Annotated in this window: 25 protein-coding genes; 15 read left to right on the top strand and 10 right to left on the bottom strand. The window is 68.6% G+C overall.

What is annotated here, in order from left to right:
- Together ACN469_RS07635 and ACN469_RS07630 are read right to left on the bottom strand one after the other, a co-directional pair.
- Positions 1-1,064: ABC transporter permease (locus tag ACN469_RS07635; RefSeq protein ID WP_498765645.1), on the bottom strand; the 1,064-nt coding region annotated here is incomplete at its 3' end.
- Positions 1,065-1,122: 58 nt separating this feature from the next.
- Positions 1,123-2,004: an ABC transporter ATP-binding protein gene (locus ACN469_RS07630; RefSeq protein WP_498765643.1), complete on the bottom strand. Its 882-nt coding sequence runs from the start codon at positions 2,002-2,004 to the stop codon at positions 1,123-1,125.
- A 39-nt stretch (positions 2,005-2,043) separates the two neighbouring features.
- On the opposite strand from ACN469_RS07630, the gene ACN469_RS07625 reads away from it, so the two are divergent.
- Complete coding sequence (locus ACN469_RS07625) at positions 2,044-3,285, top strand: cellulase family glycosylhydrolase (RefSeq protein WP_498765641.1); 1,242 nt, start codon at positions 2,044-2,046, stop codon at positions 3,283-3,285.
- 66 nt (positions 3,286-3,351) lie between these two features.
- Here ACN469_RS07625 and ACN469_RS07620 read toward each other — a convergent pair whose 3' ends face one another.
- The 4 genes from ACN469_RS07620 to ACN469_RS07605 all read right to left on the bottom strand — a co-directional run bounded on the left by ACN469_RS07620 (position 3,352) and on the right by ACN469_RS07605 (position 6,685).
- Entirely contained in the window at positions 3,352-3,909 is a 558-nt protein-coding gene (locus ACN469_RS07620) for a peptidoglycan-binding domain-containing protein (RefSeq protein WP_498765639.1), read from the bottom strand.
- Positions 3,910-4,043: 134 nt separating this feature from the next.
- Complete coding sequence (locus tag ACN469_RS07615) at positions 4,044-4,808, bottom strand: response regulator (RefSeq protein WP_498765637.1); 765 nt, start codon at positions 4,806-4,808, stop codon at positions 4,044-4,046.
- Positions 4,805-6,088 (bottom strand): sensor histidine kinase, encoded by a 1,284-nt coding sequence (locus ACN469_RS07610; RefSeq protein WP_498765635.1) that lies wholly within the window; start codon positions 6,086-6,088, stop codon positions 4,805-4,807. The genes ACN469_RS07615 and ACN469_RS07610 overlap by 4 nt, the downstream gene beginning before the upstream one ends.
- Before the next feature lie 96 nt (positions 6,089-6,184).
- Positions 6,185-6,685, bottom strand: coding sequence for a hypothetical protein (locus ACN469_RS07605; RefSeq protein ID WP_498765633.1), 501 nt, complete (start codon positions 6,683-6,685; stop codon positions 6,185-6,187).
- Between the two features lie 103 nt (positions 6,686-6,788).
- Here ACN469_RS07605 and ACN469_RS07600 point away from each other — a divergent pair, with 103 nt between their 5' ends.
- The 9 genes from ACN469_RS07600 (at position 6,789) to ACN469_RS07560 (ending at position 11,934) form a co-directional block, all read left to right on the top strand.
- Entirely contained in the window at positions 6,789-7,556 is a 768-nt protein-coding gene (locus ACN469_RS07600) for a HesA/MoeB/ThiF family protein (RefSeq protein WP_498765631.1), read from the top strand.
- 16 nt (positions 7,557-7,572) lie between these two features.
- The gene (locus ACN469_RS07595; RefSeq protein WP_498765629.1) at positions 7,573-7,812 is read left to right on the top strand and encodes a sulfurtransferase TusA family protein; all 240 of its coding nucleotides are present in this window, start codon (positions 7,573-7,575) and stop codon (positions 7,810-7,812) included.
- A 5-nt stretch (positions 7,813-7,817) separates the two neighbouring features.
- The gene (locus tag ACN469_RS07590; RefSeq protein WP_498765627.1) at positions 7,818-8,090 is read left to right on the top strand and encodes a MoaD/ThiS family protein; all 273 of its coding nucleotides are present in this window, start codon (positions 7,818-7,820) and stop codon (positions 8,088-8,090) included.
- A gap of 6 nt (positions 8,091-8,096) precedes the next feature.
- Positions 8,097-8,738 carry a ThiF family adenylyltransferase gene (locus ACN469_RS07585; RefSeq protein WP_498765625.1) on the top strand — a complete coding sequence of 214 codons (642 nt, stop codon included), beginning with the start codon at positions 8,097-8,099 and terminating at the stop codon, positions 8,736-8,738.
- Positions 8,696-9,163 (top strand): M67 family metallopeptidase, encoded by a 468-nt coding sequence (locus ACN469_RS07580; protein ID WP_498765623.1) that lies wholly within the window; start codon positions 8,696-8,698, stop codon positions 9,161-9,163. The genes ACN469_RS07585 and ACN469_RS07580 overlap by 43 nt, the downstream gene beginning before the upstream one ends.
- A gap of 193 nt (positions 9,164-9,356) precedes the next feature.
- Complete coding sequence (cysC, locus tag ACN469_RS07575; RefSeq protein WP_498765621.1) at positions 9,357-10,157, top strand: adenylyl-sulfate kinase; 801 nt, start codon at positions 9,357-9,359, stop codon at positions 10,155-10,157.
- A gap of 102 nt (positions 10,158-10,259) precedes the next feature.
- The gene (gene larE / locus ACN469_RS07570) at positions 10,260-11,153 is read left to right on the top strand and encodes an ATP-dependent sacrificial sulfur transferase LarE (protein ID WP_498765619.1); all 894 of its coding nucleotides are present in this window, start codon (positions 10,260-10,262) and stop codon (positions 11,151-11,153) included.
- Positions 11,153-11,710: a hypothetical protein gene (locus ACN469_RS07565; RefSeq protein WP_498765617.1), complete on the top strand. Its 558-nt coding sequence runs from the start codon at positions 11,153-11,155 to the stop codon at positions 11,708-11,710. Before larE ends, ACN469_RS07565 begins: the two co-directional genes overlap by 1 nt.
- A 59-nt stretch (positions 11,711-11,769) precedes the next feature.
- Positions 11,770-11,934 carry a ribbon-helix-helix domain-containing protein gene (locus ACN469_RS07560; protein ID WP_163864686.1) on the top strand — a complete coding sequence of 55 codons (165 nt, stop codon included), beginning with the start codon at positions 11,770-11,772 and terminating at the stop codon, positions 11,932-11,934.
- A gap of 28 nt (positions 11,935-11,962) precedes the next feature.
- Here ACN469_RS07560 and ACN469_RS07555 read toward each other — a convergent pair whose 3' ends face one another.
- The gene (locus tag ACN469_RS07555) at positions 11,963-12,820 is read right to left on the bottom strand and encodes a tRNA pseudouridine synthase A (RefSeq protein ID WP_498765615.1); all 858 of its coding nucleotides are present in this window, start codon (positions 12,818-12,820) and stop codon (positions 11,963-11,965) included.
- Between the two features lie 44 nt (positions 12,821-12,864).
- On the opposite strand from ACN469_RS07555, the gene ACN469_RS07550 reads away from it, so the two are divergent.
- The 3 genes from ACN469_RS07550 (at position 12,865) to clpX (ending at position 15,972) form a co-directional block, all read left to right on the top strand.
- On the top strand, positions 12,865-13,788 hold the full coding sequence (locus ACN469_RS07550) for an AgmX/PglI C-terminal domain-containing protein (protein ID WP_498765613.1): 924 nt from the start codon (positions 12,865-12,867) through the stop codon (positions 13,786-13,788).
- A gap of 27 nt (positions 13,789-13,815) precedes the next feature.
- Positions 13,816-14,472: a hypothetical protein gene (locus tag ACN469_RS07545; protein ID WP_498765611.1), complete on the top strand. Its 657-nt coding sequence runs from the start codon at positions 13,816-13,818 to the stop codon at positions 14,470-14,472.
- Between the two features lie 222 nt (positions 14,473-14,694).
- A complete protein-coding gene (gene clpX, locus ACN469_RS07540; RefSeq protein ID WP_498765609.1) occupies positions 14,695-15,972 on the top strand; it encodes an ATP-dependent Clp protease ATP-binding subunit ClpX in 1,278 nt (425 codons plus the stop codon).
- 73 nt (positions 15,973-16,045) lie between these two features.
- Here clpX and ACN469_RS07535 read toward each other — a convergent pair whose 3' ends face one another.
- Positions 16,046-21,376 carry a trifunctional serine/threonine-protein kinase/ATP-binding protein/sensor histidine kinase gene (locus ACN469_RS07535; RefSeq protein ID WP_498765607.1) on the bottom strand — a complete coding sequence of 1,777 codons (5,331 nt, stop codon included), beginning with the start codon at positions 21,374-21,376 and terminating at the stop codon, positions 16,046-16,048.
- Between the two features lie 171 nt (positions 21,377-21,547).
- Here ACN469_RS07535 and crtI point away from each other — a divergent pair, with 171 nt between their 5' ends.
- Both crtI and ACN469_RS07525 read left to right on the top strand, forming a co-directional pair.
- A complete protein-coding gene (gene crtI, locus ACN469_RS07530) occupies positions 21,548-23,062 on the top strand; it encodes a phytoene desaturase family protein (protein WP_498765647.1) in 1,515 nt (504 codons plus the stop codon).
- 12 nt (positions 23,063-23,074) lie between these two features.
- Positions 23,075-23,884 carry a hypothetical protein gene (locus ACN469_RS07525; protein ID WP_498765605.1) on the top strand — a complete coding sequence of 270 codons (810 nt, stop codon included), beginning with the start codon at positions 23,075-23,077 and terminating at the stop codon, positions 23,882-23,884.
- Between the two features lie 49 nt (positions 23,885-23,933).
- On the opposite strand, the gene ACN469_RS07520 is transcribed toward ACN469_RS07525, so the two are convergent.
- A complete protein-coding gene (locus tag ACN469_RS07520; protein WP_498765603.1) occupies positions 23,934-24,263 on the bottom strand; it encodes a hypothetical protein in 330 nt (109 codons plus the stop codon).
- A 77-nt stretch (positions 24,264-24,340) separates the two neighbouring features.
- On the bottom strand, positions 24,341-25,227 hold an 887-nt coding region (locus ACN469_RS07515; RefSeq protein ID WP_498765601.1), incomplete at its 5' end, for a carotenoid oxygenase family protein.

Genomic DNA, 25,227 nt, shown 5'->3' with positions numbered 1-25,227 from the left:
ACGAAGGGATGGAAGGTGGACGTGGCGACCTCCAACGCCTGCCATGTCACGGGCAGGGTCGAGGTGCCGAAGATCTGCTTGGAGATGAGCGAGGCGATCGACACGAAGGCCAGGCCCGCGACGACGAAGGACCAGTACACCGGAGAGCGGAGCACATCGCGGAACGCCAGCCACGCGGAGGACAGCGCCGTGCGCACCCAGCTTCCGAACGTGGGCTCGGCGCGCGTGGTGGGGATGGCCACGGGCGCGGAGGGCGCCTCTTCGCGCGCCGCGGGGCGAGCGCCGCTGTGCTCCTCCACGGTGGTCCGGAAGCGCGCCACGGTGAGGCCCAGCAGCGCCGCGCCCACGGCGATCCACAGGAGCCGGTTGATGAGCAGCCAGCCGGTGAACGGAATCAAGTCCCTGTTGCGCTCGGCGGGCGTCCAGTACCGCGTCACGGTCTCGATGGTGGTGAACCCGAACGGGTCCAGAATCGAGCCGAGCTCCTGGTTGGCCACGTCCGACATGGCGGAGCTGATGACCAGGTAGCCCAGCACCAGCACCACCATGCCCACGTAGACCGGGGCCATGCGGCGCGTGAGCGCGGCCAGCGAGAAGAACACCGTCCCCGCGAAGAACAGCGTGGGCCACACGCCCACCAGGTATGGCCACACGTACGCCATCGTCTGGTGTGGCGCGAGCTGCGTCTTGTCGACCAGCCACACGACGCCGGCGCCCACGAGCAGGCCGGGAATGATGGCCAGCATCAGCGTGGCGCTGAAGAGGTACGCGCCCAGGAAGCGCCCGAGCAGGTATGGCGCCTTCTTCACGTTCTTCGTGAAGATGAGCATCCACGTCCCGTGGCCGAAGTCCTGGTGCGCGGCCTGGCCGAAGATGGCCGCGACCATGAAGAGGCCAAAGAGGGCGATGGTGGTGGTGAAGCCCAGGAGCGTGTGCGGGCTGTTGGCCAGGACTCGCTCGGAGCCGGAGCTGGCGGAGACGCTGCGGAAGACTCCGCCGGTGGCCATCATCAGCAGCAGGCCGGCGCCCGCCAGCACGGCGGCGTAGATCCAGGTCGAGACCATCTTGACCCGGCGCCGCAATTCGAATGTCACGAGAGCGCTGAACATGGGGTGTCCTCGCTCACGCCTTCTTCGACGCGCGTGACAGCGCGTGGAAGTAGACGTCCTCCAGGTCGGGGGTCGCCGGCTCGAAGCCCGCCGGTGCGCTCTCCGCGTGGACGTGCACCAGTCGCTGGCCCGCCACGCGCCTGACGGCGATGACCTCCAGCTCCTTCGTCAGCGCGTCCAATTCCTCCTGCTTGGTGACGAAGCGCTTCCACACGCGCCCCTGCAGCGCGTCCACCAGCCGGAGCGGGTGGCCGCTCGTCACCACGTTGCCCTGGGCGAGGATGGCCATGTTCTGGCAGAGGTCCGCCACGTCCGAGACGATGTGCGTGGACAGGAGCACCACGACGTCCGCGCTGATTTCGGCGAGCAGGTTGTGGAAGCGGAAGCGCTCGGCCGGGTCCAGGCCCGCGGTGGGCTCGTCGACGATGAGCAGCTTGGGGTCTCCCAGCAGCGCCTGGGCGATGCCGAAGCGCTGCTTCATGCCGCCGGAGAAGCCGCCGAGCCGGCGGTCCTTGTGCTCCCAGAGGTTCGTCTTGGTGAGCAGCGCCTTCACGGCGTCGTGGCGCGGGCCGCGTTGCGACAGGCCCTTGAGCTGCGCCAGGTGGTCCAGCATGTCCCAGGCCGTCACCTTGGGATACACGCCGAAGTCCTGGGGGAGGAAGCCCAGCACGTCGCGCAGCTTGTCCTTGTCGCGGCGCACGTCGATGCCGTCGAACGTCATCGTCCCGCCATCCACGTCCTGCAGCGTGGCGATGCTGCGCATGAGCGTCGACTTTCCGGCACCATTGGGGCCGAGCAGTCCGAACATGCCGCGCGGAATGGTGAGGGTGACGTCGTGCAGTGCACGCGTTCCATTGGGATACGTCTTGGACACGCCTTCGAGTCGGAGCTCCATGTCGGGCATCAACCTAGCCCATCCGTTACGATGCGCTCCATGTTCTCGCCGCGCTGGAGTCCCTGTCTCGCGCCCGTCCTCTTGCTGTGCGCGTGTGGTGAGGGAGAGCCCATCATGCTGGAAGCAGCGGCGGCCAACTGTGGGAGCGCCGAGCCCCTGCGCCTGGAGCGCCTGCCAGTGGGCAGCATGGTGCTCAACTCCTACTTCCTCCAGGAGGAGGCCGCGCGCGACGTGCGACGCGGCCTGTCCGAATCACCCATCGTCGAGGAGGTGCTGGCCAAGGCGGCGGCGCTCGGCGCCGTGGCGCTGCGGACCAATGGCCACAACGAAGCGCCGGAGAAGGTGGGTGACAGCACCATCCAGGTGGGACCGCTCGAGTACGACGAGGTCGCCCTGCGAGGGTTGGACCGGGTGCTCGCCCGCGCGCGGGTGCATGGCGTCAGGCTGGTGCTCACGCTCGGCAACTACTGGGATGCGTATGGGGGCACGCGCCAGTACGTAACGTGGGCGGGGCTGCCTTCTCCCATCCAGGGCGACCCGCGCTTCTTCACCGAGCCCGTCGTCGTGGCGCTCTACAAGGAGCACATCGCGCGGCTGTTGGAGCGGGTGAACACCGAGGATGGCATCCGCTACGGCGACCATCCGGCGGTGCTCGCGTGGGAGCTGCTCAACGAGCCGCGTGGCCGAGGCCTGGACGCGGAGGGCGCGCGCATGCGGGCGTGGGTGGATGAGGTGGCGCGCGAGGTGAAGTCCCGCGCGCCAGGCCACCTGGTGGGAACGGGAGAGGAAGGCTTCGAGCCGTCCTCCGAGGGTTATGACGGCGCCTTCTGGGCGCGTGCGGGCACGACGATGCTGCGCACGCCGGGCTCCAGCTTCACGCGCAACACCGCGTCGCCGTACATCGACTTCGCGTCGGTGCACTTCTATCCGGAGTCGTGGGGCCTGGACGACGCGGACATGGCCGAGGCGGGAGCGCGGTGGATTCGCGAGCACGCGGACATCGCCCGAGGGCTGGGCAAGCCGCTGTTCGTGGGCGAGCTGGGCCTGCGCAACGAGGGGGCCCTGGATTTGTCCCAGCGTCGCGCGCTGTATCGCGGCTGGCTGGAGTGCATGCGCAAGTCAGGCGTGGCCGCCGGCGCGCTGTGGATGTTCGCCAACGACGCGCGGCCGGACGCGTGGGACGAACACACGTTCTACTTCCGCGACGGCACGCGGCCGGAGGACCCGGCCAACCGCTATGCGGACCTCGTCGTGGAGGCCGCGGGCGCGGCGAGGCCCTGACGCGCGAAGGCCCGGTCGGGAGTCGTGCTCCCACCGGGCCTTGCGTGTCACGAGGAGGGCGGAGACTCAGTACGCGACGTGCACGTGGTCACGGTGGCCACCGATGGCGCCAATGGGCGTGCCGTTCTTGATGCCGCCCTTCGGGTCATAGAACAGCTCGGTGGGCTTCGAGCCCGCGAGGCGCGTGTAGTACTCGGCCATCTTCGCCGGGCTGCCCGCCACGTCGATGGCGCGGCCCTTGTAGTGGTACGAGCCCGGCGTGTGCTTGCCGCCCGTCGTCGAGGTGATGGTGAGCCCCATCTGCCGGGCCAGGTTCGACGCGAAGTCGAGCTTCTGGCGGTTGGTGCCGTTCACCGGGAAGTTGCCGGGGACGCCGCCGGGGCCCTTGGCGCCGTCCGGCTTGCCGTCCCACATGTCCTGGTTGCGCGAGTTGAAGAGGGCGCGGCCCGTGTTGTTGCCCACGACTCCGTCCGCCTCCAGCCCCTGCTTGCGCTGGTACGCCGCCACCGCCGCCTTCGTCTTCGCACCGAAGATTCCGTCCGCCGTGCCGGGGTTGTAACCGGCCTTGGCCAGGGTCTTCTGCAGCCGCGTCACATCCGAACCGCGCGTACCGACCTGGAGCATGGAGGGCCTCTTTCTCTCGCCGAAGGCGGAAGACTTCGTACAAGAGGGTTATCGGTGCCCATGTCCGTGAGTTGCGGCTTTTGTGGGACAAAGCGGGAAATGTCGGGTTTTGGAGCTTGCTTGAAAATCTCCCGTCACACCGAAATCAGGCCCTTGCGAATGCCCTCGGTGACGGCCTCGACGCGGTTGGTCACCTCGAGCTTCCGGTAGATGTGCTCCAGGTGGGTGCGGATGGTGGCCTTGCTGAGGGTGAGGAGCCGGGCGGCCTCGCTGTTGGAGACGCCCTTGGCGATGAGCTGGAGGATTTCGCGCTCGCGGTCCGACAGCGGCTTGAGCAGGGGCTCCTCGGGCGAGAGGTTCATCGCGGCGGGCGCGGGCGCGGGAGGGGGTGACGCGGGCTCGGAGGGGACGGGGGCGGCATCCGGGTCGACGCGGAAGTGACGCAGGAGCCTGCGCGCGAGGTTGGGCTGGATGACGGTGCCGCCGGCGCGGACTTCCTTGATGGCTTCGATGATCTTGTCGACCGGCGAGCCCTTGAGCATGTAACCGGATGCCCCGGCCTTCACGGCCTCGAGGACTTTGTCCTCCTCGTCGAAGATGGTGAAGATGAGGATCTCCATCTTCGGATAGACGGCCTTGATTTCGCGCGTCACGTCGATGCCGCTCATGCGCGGCAGGCCCAGGTCCAGGAGGAGGACGTCGGGCATGAGGCGCGGGACGTCCTCCAGCGCGGCCTCGCCGGACAGCGCGGTGCCGACGATGTCGATCTCCGGGTGACCCTCGAAGAGGCGCAGCTGGTTCTTGAGGATCTTCGTCTGGTCTTCCACGACGAAGACGCGGATGGGCGGCTGCGCGGGAGTGGAGGAGGGCTGCGGGGCGTCCACGGGGGCTCCGGTCATGTCGGGGGGCAGGGGAGGGAGAAGGCCACCTGGGCGCCCGAGCCCGGTGACGAATCCACGATGAGCTGACCGCCGAGCTTCATGGCGCGCTCGCGCATGTTCAGCAGGCCGTAGTGTCCGCGCGGCGTGCGCTGAGGGTCGAAGCCCTTGCCGTTGTCGTGGACGATGAGGTGCACGCGGTCCTCGGTGTAGTCGAGCTTCACCTGCACGAGCTTCGCGTCGGCGTGCTTCACCGCGTTGGACAGGCACTCCTGGAGGATTCGGAACAGGGCGAGCTGCGCGTCGGGGGACATCTTGCGCTGCAGGCCCGTGCGCTCGAACTGGATGGACATGCCCGTGCGCTCCTGGAACGTCTGGGCGTAGTCCTCCAGGCCCTGCGACAGCTCGAAGTCCTCGTGCATCATCCGCAGGCTGCGGCGCAGCTCCTCGATGGACTCCTCGGCGGTGGCCTTCAGCTCGCGAATCTCCTCGCGCAGGCCGTCCTCGCGCGCGAGGTTCAGGATGTACTCCGCCTGGATGATCATCGACGAGAGCGAGGCGCCCAGGCCGTCGTGGATCTCTCGCGCCAGCCGGTTGCGCTCCTCCACCACGGCCAGCTCCTTGAGGTCTCCCTGGAGGGCGACGACTTCGCGGTGCGCGGCGGCCTCGCGCTCGTTCAGGTACACGAGCACGTAGACGATGATGAAGTTGAGGGCCAGGTACCAGAGCAGCGTGAGCAGCTCCACCGCCGTCACGGAGCGGTTGAGCAGCAGGTCCAGCCGCGTCGTTATCGGCAGCGCCAGCAGCGGCGGGAGGATGGCGAGCGGCTTGGGGTAGAGGATGGAGAAGAGGGTGGTGAAGAGCAGCTGCGTGGCGAGCAGCGGGCTCTGCAGACCGCCGCCCACCGCGGGCTTGGCGATGAGGATCACGAGGATGACGAGATCCAGGCACAGCGTGGTGTACGTCACCCACCGGCCGGCCTTGGGGTGGTCGATGACGAGCAGGTTCGCGACGCTGTAGAGCAGCATCGTGAAGTAGCCCAGGAAGGAGAAGGCTCCGGTGAGGCCGAAGTAGCCGCTCCACGTGGGCACCGCCAGGATGAGCAATCCCAGCGTGAGGAACATCATTCGCGCGTAGAAGAGGGCGCGGGCCCGGGCGACGAACCGGTCCTGTTCCCAGGACGCGGTGGCCTGCTCCGTGGAGACGCTGTCCGTCAGCTTGCGGCGCAGGAGGACCTCGCGCACTCGCGCGCGGAGGTCATTGGCCGGGGTCTCCTCGCCCAGGGCGAGATTCGAATTCATTGGGCGGCAGCTTACGGGAGCGCACGGGGGTGCGGGAATCCCTGGGGTGCTTCGCCCACCTCCCCGGCGGGCGGGGAGGCATGCGGGAGGGCCGCGTTACTTGGAGGCCGCGGTGCCCTTCATGCAGACCTTGCGAGCCTCCGGCTTCTGGTTGAACACGTAGGCCATGCGGTCCGTGGACTCGCCGGTGCGCTCGTCGAAGAGGGGCGTGCCGCCCGCGTACATGGTGCCCTCGGCGTTGCCGTAGGAGTCCAGCTTGTGCTTCGCGAGCCAGCGGTCCACGCAGGACTCGAGCGCGGCCCGGTGGGCCTCGGGGGTGTTGGTCTCCTTGAGGTTGCCCTGTGCGGGGGGGGCCGCGTCGGGCGTGTTGGACGCGAGCGTGCCGGAGTCGACGCCGGACTTCTGCGTGTCCACGGGGGCGAGCTCCTGGAGCGCCTGGCCACTGTCGGGGAACTTCGCCGCCTCGGCCGGGCCCTGGGCGTCGGCGGTGGGAGCGGCTGCGTCCGCGGGGCCCTGGGCCTCGCCGGTGTTCTTGTGGCAGCCGTGGACGAGCAGCAGGGTGGTGGAAAAGACGAGCACGCCGGTCAGGTTTCTCATATGTCCTGGCTGTGTGTGGAAAGGGCGCCTGCGCCCAACTGTTGCCAGGTGCGACGCAGGGTCCCGCACGTTATTCGCATCCGCCCTCGCGGAGCAGCAACCGATGCACGGACCAGAAGAGCACCACCATCCCCGGATTCCTCACGCCTCCCGCATCGAGCGCTCGCGGGTGCTCGTCGTGGGAGCAGGGGGGCTCGGGTGTCCGGCCTCGCTGGCGTTGGCGCAGGCGGGTGTCGGCCACCTGACGCTGGCGGATCCGGACCGCGTGGACGTGACGAACCTGCCCCGGCAGCTCTGGCATCGCGCGGAGGACGTAGGGCGCAACAAGGCGGAGTCCGTGGCGGCGGGCCTCATGCGGGCCTTCCCGGCGCTGACGACGGACGTGCTCGCGGAGCGCGTGGACGCCGACAACGTGGAGGGCCTGTTCCGCGCGCACGACGCCGTCATCGATGCGACCGATGGCGTGGCGACGAAGTTCTTCCTCTCGGACGTGGCGGTGCTGACGGGGGTGCCGCTCGTCTACGGAGGGGTGCTGCGGATGCAGGGGCAGGCGATGCGCGTGGAGCCCCAGGGGCCCTGTCTGCGCTGTCTCTACGAGGCGCCACCTCCGCCGGACTCGGTGCCCACGTGCGCACAGGCGGGAGTGCTCGGCTCGCTCGCGGGGCTGGTGGGCTCGGTGCAGGCGCTGCTGGTGCTGGAGCTGCTCGCGGGCGCCGCGCGCCGCGTGCCGGGCGAGGCCGTGCTGCACGTGCTGGATGGGAACACGCTGCTGGGCCGGCGCACGCGCGTCGAACGGGCCGAGGACTGTCCGGGCTGCCGCATCACCGCCGTTCCGGCCTCTCCCGAGGAGGGCACGGCATGCGCGCGCTGAGGGGGGAGGCACGGCCATGAGCGAGGTGACGGCGACGTTGGACATCACCCGCGAGGTCTGCCCGATGACCTACGTGCGCACCAAGCTGAAGCTGGAAGCGCTGGAGCCAGGGGCGCTGCTGGAGGTGTGGCTCCGGGGCAACGAGCCGCTGAAGAACGTTCCCCGCAGCGCGCGCGAGGAGGGGCACGAGGTCGTCTCCCTCGAGCCGCGCGAGGATGGAACGCACCGACTGGTGCTCCGCAAGCAGGGAAGGTGAGAGCCATGGCGACGATTCGGATTCCCTCGACGATGCGGGCGCTGACGCGCAATCAGGCGGAGGTCAGTGCCTCCGGCGCCACCGTGCGCGAGGTGCTGGCTGACCTGGACACCCGCTACCCGGGCATCGGCGCGCGACTGCTGGACGAGCGCGGCGCCGTCCGGCGCTACGTCAACGTCTTCCTCAACGAGGAGGACATCCGCGCCCTGCGAGAGCTGGACACGCCGGTGAAGGACGCGGACCGTCTCACCCTCATCCCCGCGATGGCGGGAGGGTGACGCCGCATGGCCCTGCGTGAAGATCAGATCCTCCGCTACTCCCGGCAGATCCTCCTGCGCGAGGTGGGTGGTCGCGGCCAGGAGTCGCTTCTGGCCGGCGGCGCGCGCGTGGACGCCACGGGCGCGTCGGGGATGACGGCGGCGGCGTACCTGGCGGGAGGCGGGACCCCCGTGGCAGGCGTGGGTGCGCTCACGCTGGGCCCCTGGGCTCCAGGCTTCCTCGTGGCGGCCACCGACGTCGGCCAGCCCATGGCGGCGACGCTGGCCCGCGAGGTGTCGGCGCTCAACCCGGACGCGGCGAACCCGGAGCGGAGTGGGGGACTGCTGGCGGAGCTGCCCACGGCCTGGAGCGGGGAGGCCCCCTGGGTGGCGCTCTGCGGCGATGGCGCCCGCGCGGGCGTGGTGTTCCGGGGCTCGGAGGGGTGCGTCTGGTGCTTCGGCGAGACGGTGCGGCACCTGGGGCCGCCGCCTGACGGCGCCCTGGGCGTGGCGCTCGGAACGGTGGGGGCCATGGTGTTCCAGCGGCTCCGTCTGGGCCTGGGACCGACGCTGGGAGGGCGCTGGCTGGTGCCCCCAGGAGGCCTGGAGGAGATGGACCTTCGCAGGTGCTCCCGGTGCGCCGCCCGCGCCGAACCTCCCTCGCCGTGAGCCCCTGGGCTGATCCACGCTGGCCGGAGGCGGTCCGCCGCGAAGTCCTCCAACACCTGGAAGCGTGCTACCCGCTGGAGGGCTGCGGTGTGATCCTCCACGCCTCCGAGGCTGACTCCTGGCGGGTGTGCCCCCTGCGCAACGTGTCCCCGCGCCCCGCGCTCGCCTACGCCTTCGACCCCGAGGCGTGGTTGGCGGTGTGTCTCCAGGCGGATTCACGGGGCGAGCAGGTCATGGGGGTGTTCCACTCCCATGTAGACGGGCCTCCCACTTTTTCGGCGGAAGATCGCTCCCAGGCTGCCCCGGCAGGGCATCCGTTGCTACCGGGAGTTTCCTATCTCATCGCATCCGTACACCGGGGCTGTGTGTCCTGGGTGTCCGAGTATGGGTGGGCCGATGGAGATTTTCAGACGCAACGGGTCTGAAAAGACCATTGCAAGAACGAAAAAGCCCAGTAGGCCCAAGCACTTGACTGCCTGTCACCCCTACCTGCGGAAAGGTGCGCCTGAATTGTCAAGTGCGTGGGTTTTCGTCTATAACCACGTCCATCTTCTGGATCTGCGGCGTCCACCGCGGCGTGCAAGAAGCGCTCCGGACGCATGGGAGTTGAAAACCCTTATGGCCTCCAACACTGGATTCACCCTCTGGCTGACCGGCATGTCCGGTACCGGTAAGAGCACCACTGCCGCCTACATCGCGGCGCGGCTCCGACAAGTCGGCCGCAATGTGGAGATCCTCGACGAGGGCGAGCTCGCCGACGAACTCTGGGCGGGCCTGGGTGATTCGAAGGACGAGCGCAACACGATTGCCGGTCGCCTCGGCTTCGTGGCGAACGTCCTGACGCGCAATGGTGTCGCCGCCCTGGTGCCCTGCGTGAGCCCCTACAAGGGGAAGCGCGAGGAGAACCGCCGCGCCATCGGCCGCTACGTGGAGGTCTACGTCGACTGCCCCACCGAGAAGCTCATCGAGCGCGACAGCACGGGCAAGTACAAGAAGGCGCTCAACGGGGAGATCCCCAACTTCATCGGCATCACCGAGCCGTACGAGCCGCCCAACTCTCCGGAGGTCACCATCCACTCCGACGTGGAGTCGGTGGAGGACGGCGCCGCGAAGATCTTCCAGTCGCTCCTGGACCTCGGCTACATGACCACCGAGGAGCTGAAGACCATCACCGGCAAGCGGATGAAGGCCAACCCGCTGCCGGCCAAGGGTGAGCGGGCGGAGAAGTCCGAGAAGCCCGAGAAGGGCAACGGCGCCAAGGCCCGTCGGGCGGAGGAGCCGAAGGTGGCCGCCAAGGTGAAGCCGGCCAAGGCCGACAAGGCGGACAAGGGCGCGAAGTCGCGTCCCGCCACGCGTGCGGCTCGGGTCGCCAAGCCGGCGCCGGCGGGGAAGAAGTCCGCGAAGAGCAAGGCCCGCTGAGCAGGGGGCCGGACACGGCCCTTGTTCCACTTCATGAAAAGGGCTCCAGGTTGCCGCGTGATGCGCGTGCAATCCGGGGCCCTTCCGTTTTAGGAGTGCTCCATGCTGAGCCCCGAGCGAATCCAGGCCCTGTGTGAGTCATCGCGTCCCAAGCTGGAGGCCATGCGCGCCGCGCTGCGTGCCCATGGCAGTGCGCTGGTGGCCTTCTCTGGAGGGGTGGACTCGACGTTCGTCCTGAAGGTGGCAGTGGAGGAGCTGGGCGAGCGGGCCCTGGCGCTCACGGCGCTGTCCGCCTCGGTGGCGCCCGAGGAGGCGCAGGAGGCTCGGGAGCTGGCGGAGCGAATGGGGGCCCGGCACATCGTCCTGGGCAGCAACGAGCTGGCCAACCCTCAGTACGCGGCCAACCCCACCAACCGCTGCTACTTCTGCAAGACGGAGCTGTACGACATCTGCGAGGCGAAGCGGACGGAGCTGGGGCTGTCGGTGGTGGTGGACGGCTTCAACGCCGACGACTTCAAGGACCACCGGCCGGGGCACAAGGCGGCGCGAGAGCACGCGGTGCGCTCTCCGCTGGCGGATGCCGGGCTGACGAAGGAGGAGATTCGCGCCTGGAGCCAGTCGCTGGGGCTGCCCACGTGGGACAAGCCGCAGATGGCGTGCCTGGCGTCGCGGATTCCGTACGGCACGGCGGTAACGCGGGACAGGCTGCTGCAGATCGCCGCGGCCGAGTCGGAGCTGCGCAAGCTGGGCTTCCGGCAGTTCCGCGTGCGCTACCACGGCGAGGTGGCACGGCTGGAAGTGGCCGCCGAGGAGTACGAGCGGTTCCTCGTCGCGGACGTGCGCCAGCGGATCAACACCGCGTTCCTCGCGCTGGGGTTCAAGTTCGTGTCGTTGGATCTGGAGCCGTTCCGCTCCGGCCGCCTGAATGAGGCCGCTGGCGTGACGAAGCCCGTGGCCCAGGAGTCCAGGGGCTTCGCGCTGCCCGTCGTGAGCTGATGACGCAGCGGAGCCGACAGCGGGCCGCGACGGGGTGGGGCGTCGCGTGGGTGGCCGCATGGCTCTCGCCGCTGAGCGCCGGGGCCGCCGAGTACGTGGACTCGCCGTATCGGGATCGCAGCGCCTTCTCGCTGATCCTCGGACCCGGGGCCTCGTACACGGAGTTGATCAACGGCGGGGACGCGGAGGTGGTGAAGGGGCTGGACGCGCTGCTCGACGTGGGAGCCTCCCTCACGGTGGGTCACGACGGGGACGAGGTCTTCGTGGTGATCCGCGGCAGCCTCCGGCAGCCGGAGCTCTCGCTGGTGGGGGGCTTCCGCAGCGTCTTCGGGGACGAGTCGTGGCAGTCCTTCGTGGATCTCGGCGCCGTCGTGCGTCCGTTTTCTGGGCCGTGGGTGGGGCCTCGCGTAGCTTTCGGCCTGCGACACACCTTCTCGGAGCGGTTCGCGGTGTACGGGGGACTCGGGCTCACGCTCGGGTTCGGATCCGGACTCCGCGCCGATGCCGAGGGCTTCACCGGGCTGCAGTGGATCTTCCCGGTAGGCGGATCCGAGTGAAAATCTTGCGATCAAAAAGGGCTGTGAGATGGTGTGCGCATCTGTAGGAGGTTGCGCACTTGGACATGAATCCCCGTCTCACTTCGGTGGTTTTTCGGCTCAACCGCGAGAAGCTCGACTCCTTGAAGGAGCTGTCGCGCACCACCCGTATTCGTCAGAGCGAGTACCTCCGGGAGGCCATCTCGGATCTGCTGGCGAAGTACGAAGAGCGCCTCGTCGACTGAAGCACTTGAAGCGTGGATCCGCCGCGTGTCACCCGGGCAGGAAGGGTGGCTCCAGCGGCAGCCCTGGAGGGTGGAGACGCTCCGGGGCGGTAAAGGGATCCACTCCAGGAGGGTAGCGAACCTCCCAGAGCATCAGGCCGTGAGCGGGCGCCTTGAAGCCCTCCATGGCCGCCCCTGTCTCCAGCGCCGCCAGCCAGGCCTCTTCTGGAAGCAGCCCCGCCGCCACCTTCAGCGCGCCACCCACCACGTAGCGCACCTGGTAGCGGGCAAAGCCGTCCCCGATCAGCCTCGCCTCGAAGAGCCCTCCGCCCCGCTCGTGCAGGGTGGCGGACTCCAGCGTGCGTGGCTTGCGGGGGCTGGACTTCTCATGGAACGCGATGAAGTCCCGCGTGCCCGCGGCCATGGCGAGCAGCTCCGCCACGCGCTCGGGCTTCACCGTCGCGCCTTGCCCATGGAGCCCCACCTCCTCGCCCGCCACGTCGAGCGAGTAGGGCGCCCATTCCGGCACCGGCGCGCCGCCGCCCAGCCGCATTCGATATCGATACTCCTTGCCGCTCGCGCTCCACTGGGCATGGAAGGAGCCGGGGCGGCGCACCAGGCACAGGCCGAGCCCTGACGGCAGGTGTGCGGGCAACCGCTGGGCGAGCGACTCCGGCGAATCTCCCGCCTCCAGCCGGACGCTCACCACCTGCATGCGCGCATGGACGCCCCGGTCCGTCCGCCCCGAGGGCATCACCGTCGCGGGCACCCCCACCGAGCGCAGGGCTCCCTCCAGGGCCTCCTGGACGGTGGGCCCCTCCGGTTGGCGCTGGAAGCCGCGGAAGTTTCCGCCGCAGTACCAGATCCACAGTGCGACAGGAATCCGCTTGGAGGTCGAAGGAAGCACGGCGTTGCGAGGGCGCGGGGTAACACGGGATAATCGCGCGCGAAATGGCGGCTGGACAAGAACTCGCGGCGGACGTGGATGGGCAGTGGCTCTTCCGACATGGAGACCTGGTCCTTGGACCGGTGAGCGGCTCCCAGATCGTGGAGAAGCTCAAGACGGGTGAGTTGACGCCCGATTCCCCCCTGGCCCTGGCCGGCGAGCGGGACTTCCACCCCATGAAGGAGGTGGAGCCTTTCAAGGTGCATGTCGCGCTCTCCGAGGCGCGCGTGCGCGTGGACGCGGCCGTCCAGGTGGAGCGGGAGAAGAACCACAAGCGCGTCATGGTGCTCGGCGGCGTCGCGGGCGCGCTGGCGCTGGTGCTGGGAACCGCGGGCCTGTTCCTGGCGCGCAACGCCGCGGTGCACGGCTGGTTCGGCGAGGACGAGTTCGAGGGCATCGAGATGGAGGCCCCCGTCATCCGCGTGGCGCAGGCGCGTCAGGACGACGAGGAGCTCTTCGAGTACCCCACGCAGGGCGCCGCCCGGCCGAACAAGCCCGCCGACACGGGCACGACGAAGCCGGCGACGGGCACGAGCAAGCCCACGGCCGTGGCCTCCGCCTCACGCACGGAGGACCGCAAGCCGCCACGCCCCACGGGGAGCGTGAACACGGACGCGGAGGGCATGGAGGTCTCCCAGCAGTTCGACCAGAGCGCCATCAACCGCATCGTCGCGGGCAACAAGTCCACGCTCTTCAAGTGCTTCAAGGAGGAGGCCGAGCGCAGCCCCGGGCTGGCGGCGAAAATCCCCCTGGAGTTCGTCATCGGCAACGACGGCAAGGTCAACAAGCTCTGGGTGGACAACCCCCAGTTCAAGAAAGGTCCACTCTACGACTGCCTCTTCGTGGAGCTGCAGAAGTGGCCGTTCCGGGCCTACGACGGGGAGCGGGCGACGGTGGGTCTGTCGTTCAATATCGGCAAGCGGGGCTAGGGCCACTTTCTTGCCCACATCCCGGGCATGCCCCATACCGGGGCCATGTCCGCCGCATCCGTTGCCGAGACCGAAATCGCGAAGAAAGCGCTGAGCGTTCCGCCGGGGACCTTCCGTCACACCGTGCTGATGGCCGCCAAGCGCTTCAAGTCCACCTGGGCCGAGCTGGGGAAGTTGCTCGTGACGGTCCGGGACGAGGCGAAGTTCGAGGAGTGGGGCCACCCCACCTTCGAGGCCTACTGCCTCAAGGAACTGCACATCAAGAAGCAGACGGCCCTCAAGCTGACCCGCTCCTTCAGCTTCCTGGCCAAGCATGAGCCCGAGGAGGAGCTGCGGGCCCAGGAGTTCCCCGAAAAGGCCCCTGCCTTCGAAGTGATTGAAGTGCTGGCCGACGCCGAGGAACGGGGGCAGTTGTCTCCCACTGAATACAAGTCCCTACGTGACAGCATCTGGAGCCCGGAGAAGTCGCCGACGGAGCTGAAGAAGGAGTTCACCGAGCGATTCCCCCGTCCCCCCCCCGAGCCGCCGCCCGAGAGCCTCCAGGTGAGGAAGCTGGCGTCGATGGCCCGGAAGCTCGCCAGCGAGCTGGCGGGGTGTCGCAAGATTCCGAACGCTGTTGCCGAGCGGGCAGCCACCCTGGCCGATGACGTAGAAGAGCTCGCCTCGGGCGTGACGGACGCCTGAGCCACTGTTACTGAACGCTCACCCGTTGCGGACGCTGTACGCTCCGTAACGGGCCCGCACCGTTGGGCTTCCTGCCCAGGGGGCAGGGCCCTATAGTGGTTGTGGGCCCCATGTAGGTGGGCCCAACGGCTGTTCGAGACGTGGGCAGGCCGTGTGGGTAGGGGAGCGGTGGACGGCGAAGTGGCTCCGGGGGATCCGGGGTCGGCGAACTCGGAGGCGGCAGTGAAGAAGGAGCACCACGTCAACCTGTCCTGCTCGTTCTGCGGAAAATCGCAGCGCGAGGTCCGCAAGCTGATTGCGGGACCTACGGTCTACATCTGCGATGAGTGCATCAAGCTCTGCAACGACATCATCGCGGATGAGAACGAGCGTGAAGAAGGCAAGCCTCAGGTCAGTCTGCCAACGCCTTCGGAAATCAAGGCGTTTCTCGATGAGTACGTCATCGGGCAGGACCAGGCCAAAAAGGTACTCGCTGTAGCGGTGTACAACCACTACAAGCGCATCTACCAGAAGAAGCCCACGGCACGGCCACGCCCAGGCGTGAAGGGTCCGTCGGGCGAGGAGGTGGAGCTGAGCAAGAGCAACATCTTGCTCATTGGCCCCACGGGCAGCGGCAAGACGCTGCTGGCGCAGTCCCTGGCGCGCTTCCTCAACGTCCCCTTCACCATCGCGGATGCCACCAGCCTCACCGAGGCGGGCTACGTGGGTGAGGACGTGGAGAACATCATCCAGAACCTGCTCCACAACGCCGACTACGACGTGGAGAAGGCGGCGCGCGGCATCGTCTACATCGACGAGATCGACAAGATCGCGCGCAAGGGCGACATGCCCAGCGCGACCCGCGACGTGGGCGGTGAAGGCGTGCAGCAGGCGCTCCTCAAGATCATCGAGGGCACGCGCGCCAATGTCACCCCGCGGGGTGGCAAGAAGTACAACCAGCAGGAGTACGTTCAGGTCGACACGACGAACATCCTGTTCATCTGCGGCGGCGCGTTCCACGGCATCGACGGCGTCATCAAGCGCCGGGTGGGCGAGAAGGGCCTGGGCTTCGGGGCGCGAATCTCTCACCGCGAGGACCGCAGCGTGGGCGAGCTGCTGGCGCTGACCGAGCCTGAGGACCTGATGAAGTTCGGGATGATTCCCGAGTTCATCGGTCGTCTGCCGATGATCGCCACGCTCAATGACCTGAAGGAAGAGGACCTGGTCACCATCCTCGCCCAGCCGAAGAACGCGCTGGTGAAGCAGTACCAGAAGCTCTTCGAGATGGAGAAGGTGAAGCTGACCTTCACGAAGGAGGCGCTGCGCGCCATCGCTCGCGAGGCGATGCGCCGCCACTCCGGAGCGCGTGGCCTGCGCGCCATCCTCGAGGACGCGATGCTGGAGATCATGTACGACGTGCCGTTCCGTGAGGGCGTCAAGGAGTGCAAGATCACCGAGACGGTCATCACCCGTCACGAGGCGCCCCAGCTCGTCATGGAGAAGGAGAAGAAGACGGCCTAGCCGCCGCGCTGCTTCTTCCGTGGTTCCGGCCCCTCCTTCCCATGTGGAACGAGGGGCCTTCTCATGTCCGGCGTCAGTCGACGGCGGCGCTGCTGGACCGAGTGGCGGGGATGGAGATGATGAACTCGGCGTACTCGCCGAGGACGCTCTCCACCCGAATCTCGCCCTGGTGCTCCTGGACGATGTCGTGACAGAGCGACAGGCCCAGGCCCGTGCCGGAGCCCGCGGGCTTGGTGGTGAAGAACGGGTCGAACAACTTCTCGCGAATCTCCAGCGGAATGCCCGGCCCGTTGTCTCGCACGCGCAGCTCCACGCGGTCTCCCTGGCGGCGGGTGGAGACCCGCACGCGTGGGACGAAGCCCGCCTCGGCCTGCTGCTGCTTCTGCACCGTGGCGTAGAAGGCGTTGTCGAGGATGTTGATGAGCAGGCGGCTGATGTCGCCGGCCACCACCTCGACGTTGCCGACGGCGGCGTCCAGCTCCGTGTCGGTCTCCACCGTGGCCGCGCCCTGCCGGGCCCGCAGCCCCTGCACGGCCAGGTTGACGCTGTCGCGAATCAACATGTTCAGGTCCGCGCGGCTGCGCGAGCCCTCCGAGCGCCGCGAGTGCCGCAGCATCGTCTTGATGATGTTCGACGCGCGCCGGCCGTGGGACTGGATGCGCTTGGAGTTCTGCTTCAGGTCCTCCAGCGTCTCCAGCACGTCCTCCGCCGTGGCGGCGTCGAACTTGTCCGTCATGCCCCGCAGCGTGGAGTCCAGCTCGTCGGCCAGCTTCGCGGACAGCTCCGAGAAGTTGTTCACGAAGTTGAGCGGGTTCTGCAACTCGTGGGCGATGCCCGCCGTGAGTGAGCCCAGGGAGGCCAGCTTCTCCTGCGCCACCAACTGTCGCTGCATCTCCTGGATGCGGCTGAGCGTGCCCGCCAGCTCCACGTTCTTGCTCTGCAGCTCCGCGGTGCGCTCCTCCACGCGCCGCTCCAGCGTGTGGCTGTACTCCTCCAGGCTCGCGTACAGCCCCGCGTTCTCCAGTGAGATGGCGGCCTGGAAGGACAAGAGGCGCAGCACCTCCAGGCGCTCGGGGGTGAAGGCGCCGCGCGTCGCGTCGTTCTCCAGGTACAGCACGCCGGTGAGCGAGCCCTGCTTCAGCAGCGGACTGCACAGCACGGACTTGGGCCTCGCCTCGCGGACGTACGGGTCCTCGGAGAAGGGCTCCTCCGCCGTGGCGTCATCCAGGAGCACCGTCTCTCCAGTGCGGACGACGTAGTGGACGATGGACGCCGGCAGCGCCGTGGACGACGACTCCACCGACACGGCCGCCTGTCCTTGCAGGACCCGGGCTCCATCCACGGAGCCCTCCGCTTCGATGAAGAGGCCCTCGGGCTTCTTGAGGATGAGGAAGCCGCGCCGCGCGCCCGCGTTCTCGATGAGCAGCGTCATCAACTTGCGCAGCAGCTTGTCCAGGACGATTTCGCCGGACAGCGCGCGCGCCGTCTTGAGCACGGACTCCAAATCCAACGCGGCCAGCGGAGTGCCCCCGGACTCCTCGGTCCGCGAGGGCTCCGGTGCGGAGGAGGTCAAGAGGCGCGGATGCTCTCGCTCCATTCTCGAGACGAGCGCCCGCGCGCCCCAGCGCAGATACGCGCTTCGAGCCTCTTCCAGATACGAGCGGGCCACCCGCTCGCGGCCCGTGGCCAGGTGGAAGTGCGCCGCCCGTTCGCAGGCCACACCCTCGTCGAGCGACAGGCCGTGCTCGCGCGCCAGCCGGATGGCGCGGTCGTAGCCATCCGCGGCCAGCTCGGCGCGTCCGTCCACGCGTGCGCGCTCCGCGTCGAGCAGCTCCGCTCGCGCGCCGTAGTTCATCGGGGCGATGCGAGCCCAGCCACGCATCTGCTTGCGGAGGGCCTCGATGGAGCGCGACGAGCGGATTCGCTCCATCGGTCCTCGCGAGGGATGGAGCTGGAGGAGCGCCAGGCCCTGGAAGAACTTGTACCAGGGCAGGTACATCTGCCCGGCGATCAGCTCCACGCGTGCGTCCACCGCCGCCGCGCTCTCCAGCGCACCGTGCGCATCACCCCACAGCCAGCGCCGCATGGTGCGCATGACGTCGCAGGTGGCGATGCCGTTGGCGTACCCGAGCTGGTGATACGGCGCGACGATGTCCCGCTCCCGCGCTTCCACGTCCCCCGTGAAGGCCCCCGTGAGCACGTCGAGCGTGTGCCTCGTGTACTGGAGGAACGGCACGTTCTGATGCCGATGCGAGGCGAGCGCCTCCATGAACCGGTCGACGCGCGGACCGTGCTCCACCAGTCCGTCCCGCGCGATGAGCGACACGGCGCAGCCCGCGCTCGCGTTGTACGCGAAGTACTCGATGTCTCCCGTCTCCTGACCCTTGCCCGCACCGGCGAAGAAGTCGTCGATGCACGGCAACAGCGGCTCCTTCCAGTGACGGATGAAGAGGTTGAAGACGAAGTGGACCATCGACCGAAGGCTCTCCGCGCCGAAGCGGTCCAGCGTCTTCAAGGCCAGCCGCCCGTAGCGATAGCCCTCCTCGGGATTGCCCAGGTGGACGCTGAGCATCAGGCCGTAACCCACGTAGCCGAAGGCAGCCGTACCCGTGGCGCCGTGACGGATGGAGATCTGCAGGTTGCGCAGCACGACGAGCGGGAAGAGCAGCGGCCGGGCCATGAACGCGGCCGTGGCCAGCTTCATCATCACCCGCAGCGTGGCGAGCAGCAGCGGGTCCGTCAGCTCTGGCAATGACTCCAGGTCCTCGGGCTTGCGCAGCCCCAGGTACAGCTTCGTCTTCGCCACGGCGGCCAGGACATGCGCCTGCTTGGGCTTCGCGGGGAGGTGCTGGCCCAGCGTCCCCAAGACTTTCAGCCCCAGGTCCACCGCGCGCTCGTGCTCACCCCGGTGCGAATGACACTGGAGCCGCACCAGGTGCACGCGGACCTGTTCGAGTCGGTCCGCCGCGTGTGCCAGCGCCGTGCTGGCCAGCCGCTCCATCTGCTCGAAGTCCGCCGCGAGGTAGGCCGCCTCGGCCGCCTCGACGTGCAGGTCGAACGCGAGCGAGCGGTCCCACTTCCACCCGTCGTCCCCGAGGAGCTGTCGCCCCGTCGTGAGCAGCCGCAGCGCCGCGGCCCACGCACCGCGCGACTTGGCGCCACGTCCCGCGCGCAGGTCCAGCTCCGCCACGCGGTGCCGTTCCTCCGCGTCCTTCAGGACGGGCAGGGCGAGGTGGAAGTGGCTGACGATGTCGGCGAGCTGCTCGTCCATCAGCTCGGGCGGCGTGTGCCGCAGCAGCAGGCGGCCGATGCGCGCGTGGACCTCCGGGTGCTCGCTGACGGGCGTCAGCTCCAGCGCGGCCTGCTGGACGCGGTCATGCGCGAACTGGAAGCTGTCGCTGCTCTCGATGTCCGCGAGCCGCTCGCCCACCGGTGCCACCAGGCCCGCCTGGAGGACTTCGTCCAGCGCCTCCTCGGCCTGCTCGGGCGAGCGCTCCAGCACCACCGCGAGGTTGCGCAACGTGAAGGTGTGGCCGAGGGCCGCCGCGATGGGCAGCAGCGCCTGGGCACCCGGGCTCAGCTCGCGAATCCGCGCGGTGAGCAGCGCCACCACGCCATCGCTGAAGTCCTGGCCTCGCAGCGCTCCGCCATCCCAACGGAACCCGCCGCCCTCCGCGTCGAAGCGCACCAGGCCGCGCTCGTAGAAGGCGCGCAGGAGCTGCACGGCGAAGAACGGATTGCCCTCCGTCAACGAGAGCACCACCGCGTCGAGCTGCGTGTCTGGCTGACCCGCCGCCGCGGGGAAGACGTCGGCGACCAGCCGAGTGATCTGCTCGGGAGACAGCGGCTCCAGGTCGATGCGCTGCACGGGCGTGCCCGCGTCGCGCAGGGCCTGCTTGAGTGCCTCCACGGGGTGCTCGGGTCCGAGCTCCTCCGAGCGGCAGGCTCCCACGACGAGCAGGTGACTGAGTCCCCGGTCCGACAGGAGCAGGCGCAGCAACTGGAGACTGGCGCTGTCGGCCCACTGGAGGTCATCCAGCACGATGACGAGCGGATGCTCCTTCGTCGCGAGCACCCCCACCAGCTTGCGCAACACGAGCTGGAAGCGGAGCTCCGATTCGGCGGGTCCCAGCTCGGCGACGGGAGGCTGCTCGCCCAGCACCAGCGCCATGCGCGGCACCGCGTCCACCACCAGTCGCCCCATGCCGCCCAGGGCCTCCAGCAGGCGCGCGCGCCAGTCCTCCAGCCGCTCCTCGCCGAGCAGGCTCCGGGCCACCTCGCGGAAGGCCTCGAAGATGCCGCTGTAGGGTGTGTCGCGGAGGAGCTGGTCGTACTTGCCCCGCACGAACAAGCCATGCTTCGCCGACACGGGACGCTTGAGTGTGCCGGTGAGCGCGGACTTGCCCATGCCGGCCGCGCCTGTGAGCAGCACGAAGCCGGAGCGGCCGGACGCGGCGCGCTCGAAGGCGGCCTTCAGCTCGGCCTGTTGCGTTTCGCGACCGTAGAGCTTCTCGGGGACGGCGAAGCGCTCGGGCACGTCCTTCGTGCCCAGCTCGAAGTCGGGCACGGAGCCCGTGGACTCCTCCAGTGCATCGAGGCAGCGCTGAAGGTCGGCCACCAGTCCGTACGCGCTCTGGTAGCGGTCCTCGGGAGACTTCGCGAGCAGCTTGAGGACGAGCGCCGAGAGGGGGCGAGGCAGCTCCGGCACCAGGTCATTCGGCGCGGGCGGCGGCAGCGCCACGTGCGCGTGGATGAGCCCCAGGGCATCGGTGTCCGCGAAGGGCCGACGGCCGGTGAACAGCTCGAACAGCATGACGCCCAGCGAGTAGAAGTCGCTGCGCGAGTCGACGCTGCGGTGCGTGCGGCCGGTGGCCTCCGGCGACAGGTATTCGAGCGTACCCTCCAGTCGCTCCGGGGCGACGGGCGCGACTTCGGCGCGAGCGCGACGCGTGGCCAGGGTGAGCCCGGTCAACTTCACGGAGGTGCCGTCCGCGCTCAGCAGCACGGAGGCGGGTTGCAGGTCGCGGTGCAGGATGCCGGCGGCGTGGAGCTGGCCCACGGCGCGGGCGATGGCGACGGCGAGCCGGCAGCCGGCGCGGGCCTCGATGCGGCCCGAGGTGAGCCGCTGGGCAAGCGTCGTCTCTCCAAAGCCCTCGAGCACGAGCACCGACATTCCGGGGCGGGACTCCTCCAGGGACAGGGGGTGGAGGATGCCGTCGAGGCGGAGGGTGTGGGTGAGCTCGAATTCGTGGCGGAGGCGATTGGTGAGGGACGGGGGCCGTGTGGTCTCCGCGACCTTCAAGGTGACACGGGCGCCGTCCTCGGCGCGTGTGGCGCGCAGGAGCTGGAAGGCGCCGGAGGCGGAGAGCGCTCTGTCGCTGCGGTAGCCAGGAACCTCAATCATTGCTCAACCCGTGCGCGCAGGGGCGCGGCACCCCCCCGTGGAGGCCTTGGACGGGGGAGGCTAGCTGTGCCCCCCCACGCTCGCAACAGCGCCCGGTCGCTTCGCCAGCTGGGTTGCCTGCTCGCTGGAGTGGAGACCGCGACCCGGGTGTGCCATGGAACCTCCACGGTGATGCGACCTTCGGCCAGGGTGGAACCCGACGCGCGGCGAGACGGCAGGCGCGTCCTCGTCATTGGCAGTGGTTTTGGTGGGTTGGCGGCGGCGGTCCGACTGGCCGCGAGGGGCTGGCGCGTCACCGTCCTGGAGCGGAGAGCTGGGCCTGGAGGTCGGGCCCACGCTTTCCAGCAGGACGGATTCACCTTCGATGCCGGGCCCACGGTCATCACCTGTCCGCACCTGCTCGAGGAGCTGTGGGCGCTGGCTGGACGGAAGCTGGCCGACCATGTGGAGCTGAAGCCGGTGACGCCGCTGTACCGGATGCGCTTCCCGGATGGCTTCACGTTCGACTACCACACGGACAAGGAAGCGATGTTGGCGGCGGTGCGGCGCCTCTCGCCTGGAGACGAGGCGGGCTACCTGTCGCTCAGTGCCCGTGTCGAGCGCATGTATGAAGCGGGCATCGGTCCGCTGATGAGCGCTCCGGTGCCGCACGTGCTGAGCCTCGCGCCCTTCACCCCGGCGCTGGTGCGCGACGAGGCGTTCCGGAGCATGTACGGCCTGGTGTCGCGTCACGTGAAGGACGAGCGGCTCCGACAGGCGTTGAGCTTCCATCCGCTGCTCATCGGCGGCAGTCCGTTCTCGCCCGCGAGCGCCGTGTACACGTCCATCCAGTTCGTGGAGCGGCGCTGGGGCGCGTTCTTTCCGGTGGGGGGAACGGGAGCGCTGGTGCGAGGACTGGTGTCCTTGCTGGAGTCGCTGGGGGGCGAGGTTCGCTACGGCAGCGAGGTGTCGGAGATCACGGTGGAGGGGCGCAAGGCGACGGGCGTTCGGCTCGGTGATGGCTCCTGGCTTCCGGCCGAGGCCGTGGTGTCCAACGCGGACGCGGCCTGGACGTACCGGTATCTGCTGCCCCGGCACGTGCGCAGTCACTGGACGGACACGCGCATCCAGCAGGCGCGGTACTCGATGAGCGTGTTCCTCTGGTACTTCGGAACGCGGCGACAGTATCCGGAGGTGGCGCACCACACGCTGCTGTTCGGTCGGGACTTCAAGGGCATGTTCTCGGGGCTGGACGGTCCAGGGCTGCCCTCCGAGGACCCGTTGCTGTATCTGCATCGGCCGACGGCGACGGACGCGGGGCTGGCACCGCCGGGCCACGATGCGTTCTACGTGCTGGCGCCGGTGCCACATCTGGGAGACGGGTCCAGTTGGAAGGCGCGGGCGGAGGTGTTCCGTCGCAAGCTGGAGGCTCGGCTGTCGCGCACGGTGTTGCCCGGATTGGGGCAGGAGTTGGTGACGTCGCGAGTCTTCACGCCGGAGGACTTCCGGGATGACCTGCGCTCGTTCCTGGGCGCGGCGTTCAGCTTCGCGCCCACGCTGATGCAGACCACGTTCCTCCGGGCCCAGGCCAAGAGCGAGGACGTGGACCGGCTCTACCTCGTGGGGGCGGGGACGCATCCGGGGGCGGGACTGCCCGCGGTATTGTGCTCCGCGAAGATTGTCGACACGGTGATGGCCGGGGTGTGAAGGAGCGCGTGCATGGCGGCGGTCGATGAGCTGGCCCACTGTCACATCATCTTGAAGGCAGCGCTCCAGGTCGCGAGCCCGGAGGACCGGCCCTCGGGCCCATGGGCGCTCGGTGGACCGCGTCCTGTCTGTCCAGCGGCGGGGCAGGTGGAACTGGGGCTGTGGGTCTCCGCACTCGTGGCGCCACACCTCGCGGACCGGTTCGAGGAGGCCGTCGCACGACGCGTGCTGGACCACGTGCGTGACTTCCTGTCGAAGCCCTCGCGACTCACTCCACAGGAATCACTCTCGCTCGGTCATGAGAAGCAACTGACCAGCCACGCGGGCCGCGCATACCACCGGCTCATCGCGGACTCCCGCTCCGAGCCCAAGGAGTCGGAGGCGCTCGCGGTGGCCCGGCGCACAGCGGGCGCGGCGGCGGCGCTGTGTCGCGGCAAGGACACGTATGTCCACCTCACCGCGGCGGTGGCTCGGGTGGTGAAGTATCTGAGCGAGCCGGAGACGCGCGGCGAGCTGAGCGTGCACGACTTCCTCGTGGAGCTGGACGCGCGCATCCTCCGGTTGGAGTGTCAGGCAGCCATCGCTCCCTTGCTCGCGGCGGGTACGCCCCTGCCAGAACTCGACGCGGTGCTGTGGCGTGTCGATGGTGGCAAGGGCCAGGCGCGACACTTCATCGCGAGGCTTCGCGGCGGAACCCTGGGGCTGGTGACGAAGCTGGGGGCACGTTGGGCCTGGGTGGAGGGACGCCGTGATGAAGTCCTCGCCTCCGTGCCCGACGCGCTCTTCGCGGACGCCACTCGCACCGTCATGGCGCGTGAGTGACGCGTGAGCGCCGCACGGGATGGACTCGCGCGGCGCTCGGGTGAGGCACTCAGTTTTCTTGGGGGTCCTGACAGTAGTTGCTGTTCAGGTAGATGTTGCACAGCGCGCGCAAACCGCCTGGATGAACCTTCCCTGTGATGCAGTTCGTGCTCGCGGACGTGTACGGGACGTACTGACACGTGTTGAGCGACAAGACGTCGAGGCAGCGACCCGTCTGGTATCCAGCGTGATCCGTCTGGCAGCGCGCGTTGTAGATGTGCTGCTCCACCGACCCCTGGAACTCCTCTTCGGAGGTCGCTCCAGGGTCTTCGATACCGCAGCCCATCAACCCGACTCCCACCACCAACCCATACGTCAACCGCGAGAGCATGCAGCGCATGGTGTTGCCTCCGTGTCTGTGAAAGCCCGGAGACGGTAGGTGAAGGGAGCCCGGCACGACAAGTCGGAGCGTGACGCTCAGTCTTCTTTGCCACCCTTGCCCGGAGGAGACCGCGGGCGCTGGAGCGGGAAGTTCGGGTACACATTTTCCTCGAACACCTTGCGCAGCTTCGGGAAGTTGAGCGCCCACCTCACGCCCAGCCTCCACGGCGTGAAGAGTACGCTCGGGACGCGAGGGAACAGGCCCGGCAGCCAGTCCGCGTACGTCTTCTTCATCGCGTCCACGTTGTAGTCCTCGCGAACGTCCACGCAGTACCGCGGGCCTTCATCCTCCGGCACGTGGCCGTCGAGGATCTCTCCCAGCCCTGGCGGAAGGAACGTGGTGTGCAACGTCATGCCCACGTCGAAGTTCTTGCTGCCCAGCCGGCAGATGGGCCCCTTGCTCATGTTCTCCGAGTCGAAGATCCACACCTCGTCGCCCGTGGAGTCGGCAGGCAGATCCGGCGTCGGGTCGGAGACCACCAGCGCCACGACATAGCCCTTCCAGTAGGGAACCGCGGGCAGCTTGATGCTGGGCACGAACTGCGGCGCGAAGCCGAACCAGCCCGTGGGCAACACGTAGCCGTCGAAGCGACCCGACTTGACGTAGAACTTGAAGAAGCTCGCGGCCCGGCCTTCCTGGATGGGCAGGCCGCTCTTGTCTCCGACGATGGGCTTGTAGAGCTGGTAGACGTACTCGGGGACCATGTCCGCCGCGAACCCATCCGAGTTGAAGTAGATGGCGAGCTCGTCCTCCGGGATGCCCCAGTTCATGCCCCCGCCGTCGCCGTCGCCTTTGCTGTTCTCGGGCGTAGGCGTGCGCCACTTCTGCGCCAGGTAGAGCCGCAGGTTCGTCTCGAGCTCTCCGTTGACGAGTCCCGCGTTGGAGAAGACGGTGAGGCCCCAGGTGAAGTTGTCGTGCGAGT

Source organism: Corallococcus terminator (genome assembly GCF_049194865.1).
GTDB classification, from domain to species: domain Bacteria; phylum Myxococcota; class Myxococcia; order Myxococcales; family Myxococcaceae; genus Myxococcus; species Myxococcus terminator_A.
The sequence above is the reverse complement of the archived record's forward strand: the minus strand, read 5'-3'. Positions and strand labels throughout refer to the sequence as shown.

Coding starts and splice junctions, on each gene's coding strand:
- ACN469_RS07630 (WP_498765643.1), bottom strand. CDS start 2,004: ATGGAGCTCCGACTCGAAGGCGTGTCCAAGACGTATCCCAATGGAACG.
- ACN469_RS07625 (WP_498765641.1), top strand. CDS start 2,044: ATGTTCTCGCCGCGCTGGAGTCCCTGTCTCGCGCCCGTCCTCTTGCTG.
- ACN469_RS07620 (WP_498765639.1), bottom strand. CDS start 3,909: ATGCTCCAGGTCGGTACGCGCGGTTCGGATGTGACGCGGCTGCAGAAG.
- ACN469_RS07615 (WP_498765637.1), bottom strand. CDS start 4,808: ATGACCGGAGCCCCCGTGGACGCCCCGCAGCCCTCCTCCACTCCCGCG.
- ACN469_RS07610 (WP_498765635.1), bottom strand. CDS start 6,088: ATGAATTCGAATCTCGCCCTGGGCGAGGAGACCCCGGCCAATGACCTC.
- ACN469_RS07605 (WP_498765633.1), bottom strand. CDS start 6,685: ATGAGAAACCTGACCGGCGTGCTCGTCTTTTCCACCACCCTGCTGCTC.
- ACN469_RS07600 (WP_498765631.1), top strand. CDS start 6,789: ATGCACGGACCAGAAGAGCACCACCATCCCCGGATTCCTCACGCCTCC.
- ACN469_RS07595 (WP_498765629.1), top strand. CDS start 7,573: ATGAGCGAGGTGACGGCGACGTTGGACATCACCCGCGAGGTCTGCCCG.
- ACN469_RS07590 (WP_498765627.1), top strand. CDS start 7,818: ATGGCGACGATTCGGATTCCCTCGACGATGCGGGCGCTGACGCGCAAT.
- ACN469_RS07585 (WP_498765625.1), top strand. CDS start 8,097: ATGGCCCTGCGTGAAGATCAGATCCTCCGCTACTCCCGGCAGATCCTC.
- cysC (WP_498765621.1), top strand. CDS start 9,357: ATGGCCTCCAACACTGGATTCACCCTCTGGCTGACCGGCATGTCCGGT.
- larE (WP_498765619.1), top strand. CDS start 10,260: ATGCTGAGCCCCGAGCGAATCCAGGCCCTGTGTGAGTCATCGCGTCCC.
- ACN469_RS07565 (WP_498765617.1), top strand. CDS start 11,153: ATGACGCAGCGGAGCCGACAGCGGGCCGCGACGGGGTGGGGCGTCGCG.
- ACN469_RS07550 (WP_498765613.1), top strand. CDS start 12,865: ATGGCGGCTGGACAAGAACTCGCGGCGGACGTGGATGGGCAGTGGCTC.
- ACN469_RS07545 (WP_498765611.1), top strand. CDS start 13,816: ATGCCCCATACCGGGGCCATGTCCGCCGCATCCGTTGCCGAGACCGAA.
- ACN469_RS07535 (WP_498765607.1), bottom strand. CDS start 21,376: ATGATTGAGGTTCCTGGCTACCGCAGCGACAGAGCGCTCTCCGCCTCC.
- crtI (WP_498765647.1), top strand. CDS start 21,548: ATGCGACCTTCGGCCAGGGTGGAACCCGACGCGCGGCGAGACGGCAGG.
- ACN469_RS07525 (WP_498765605.1), top strand. CDS start 23,075: ATGGCGGCGGTCGATGAGCTGGCCCACTGTCACATCATCTTGAAGGCA.
- ACN469_RS07520 (WP_498765603.1), bottom strand. CDS start 24,263: ATGCGCTGCATGCTCTCGCGGTTGACGTATGGGTTGGTGGTGGGAGTC.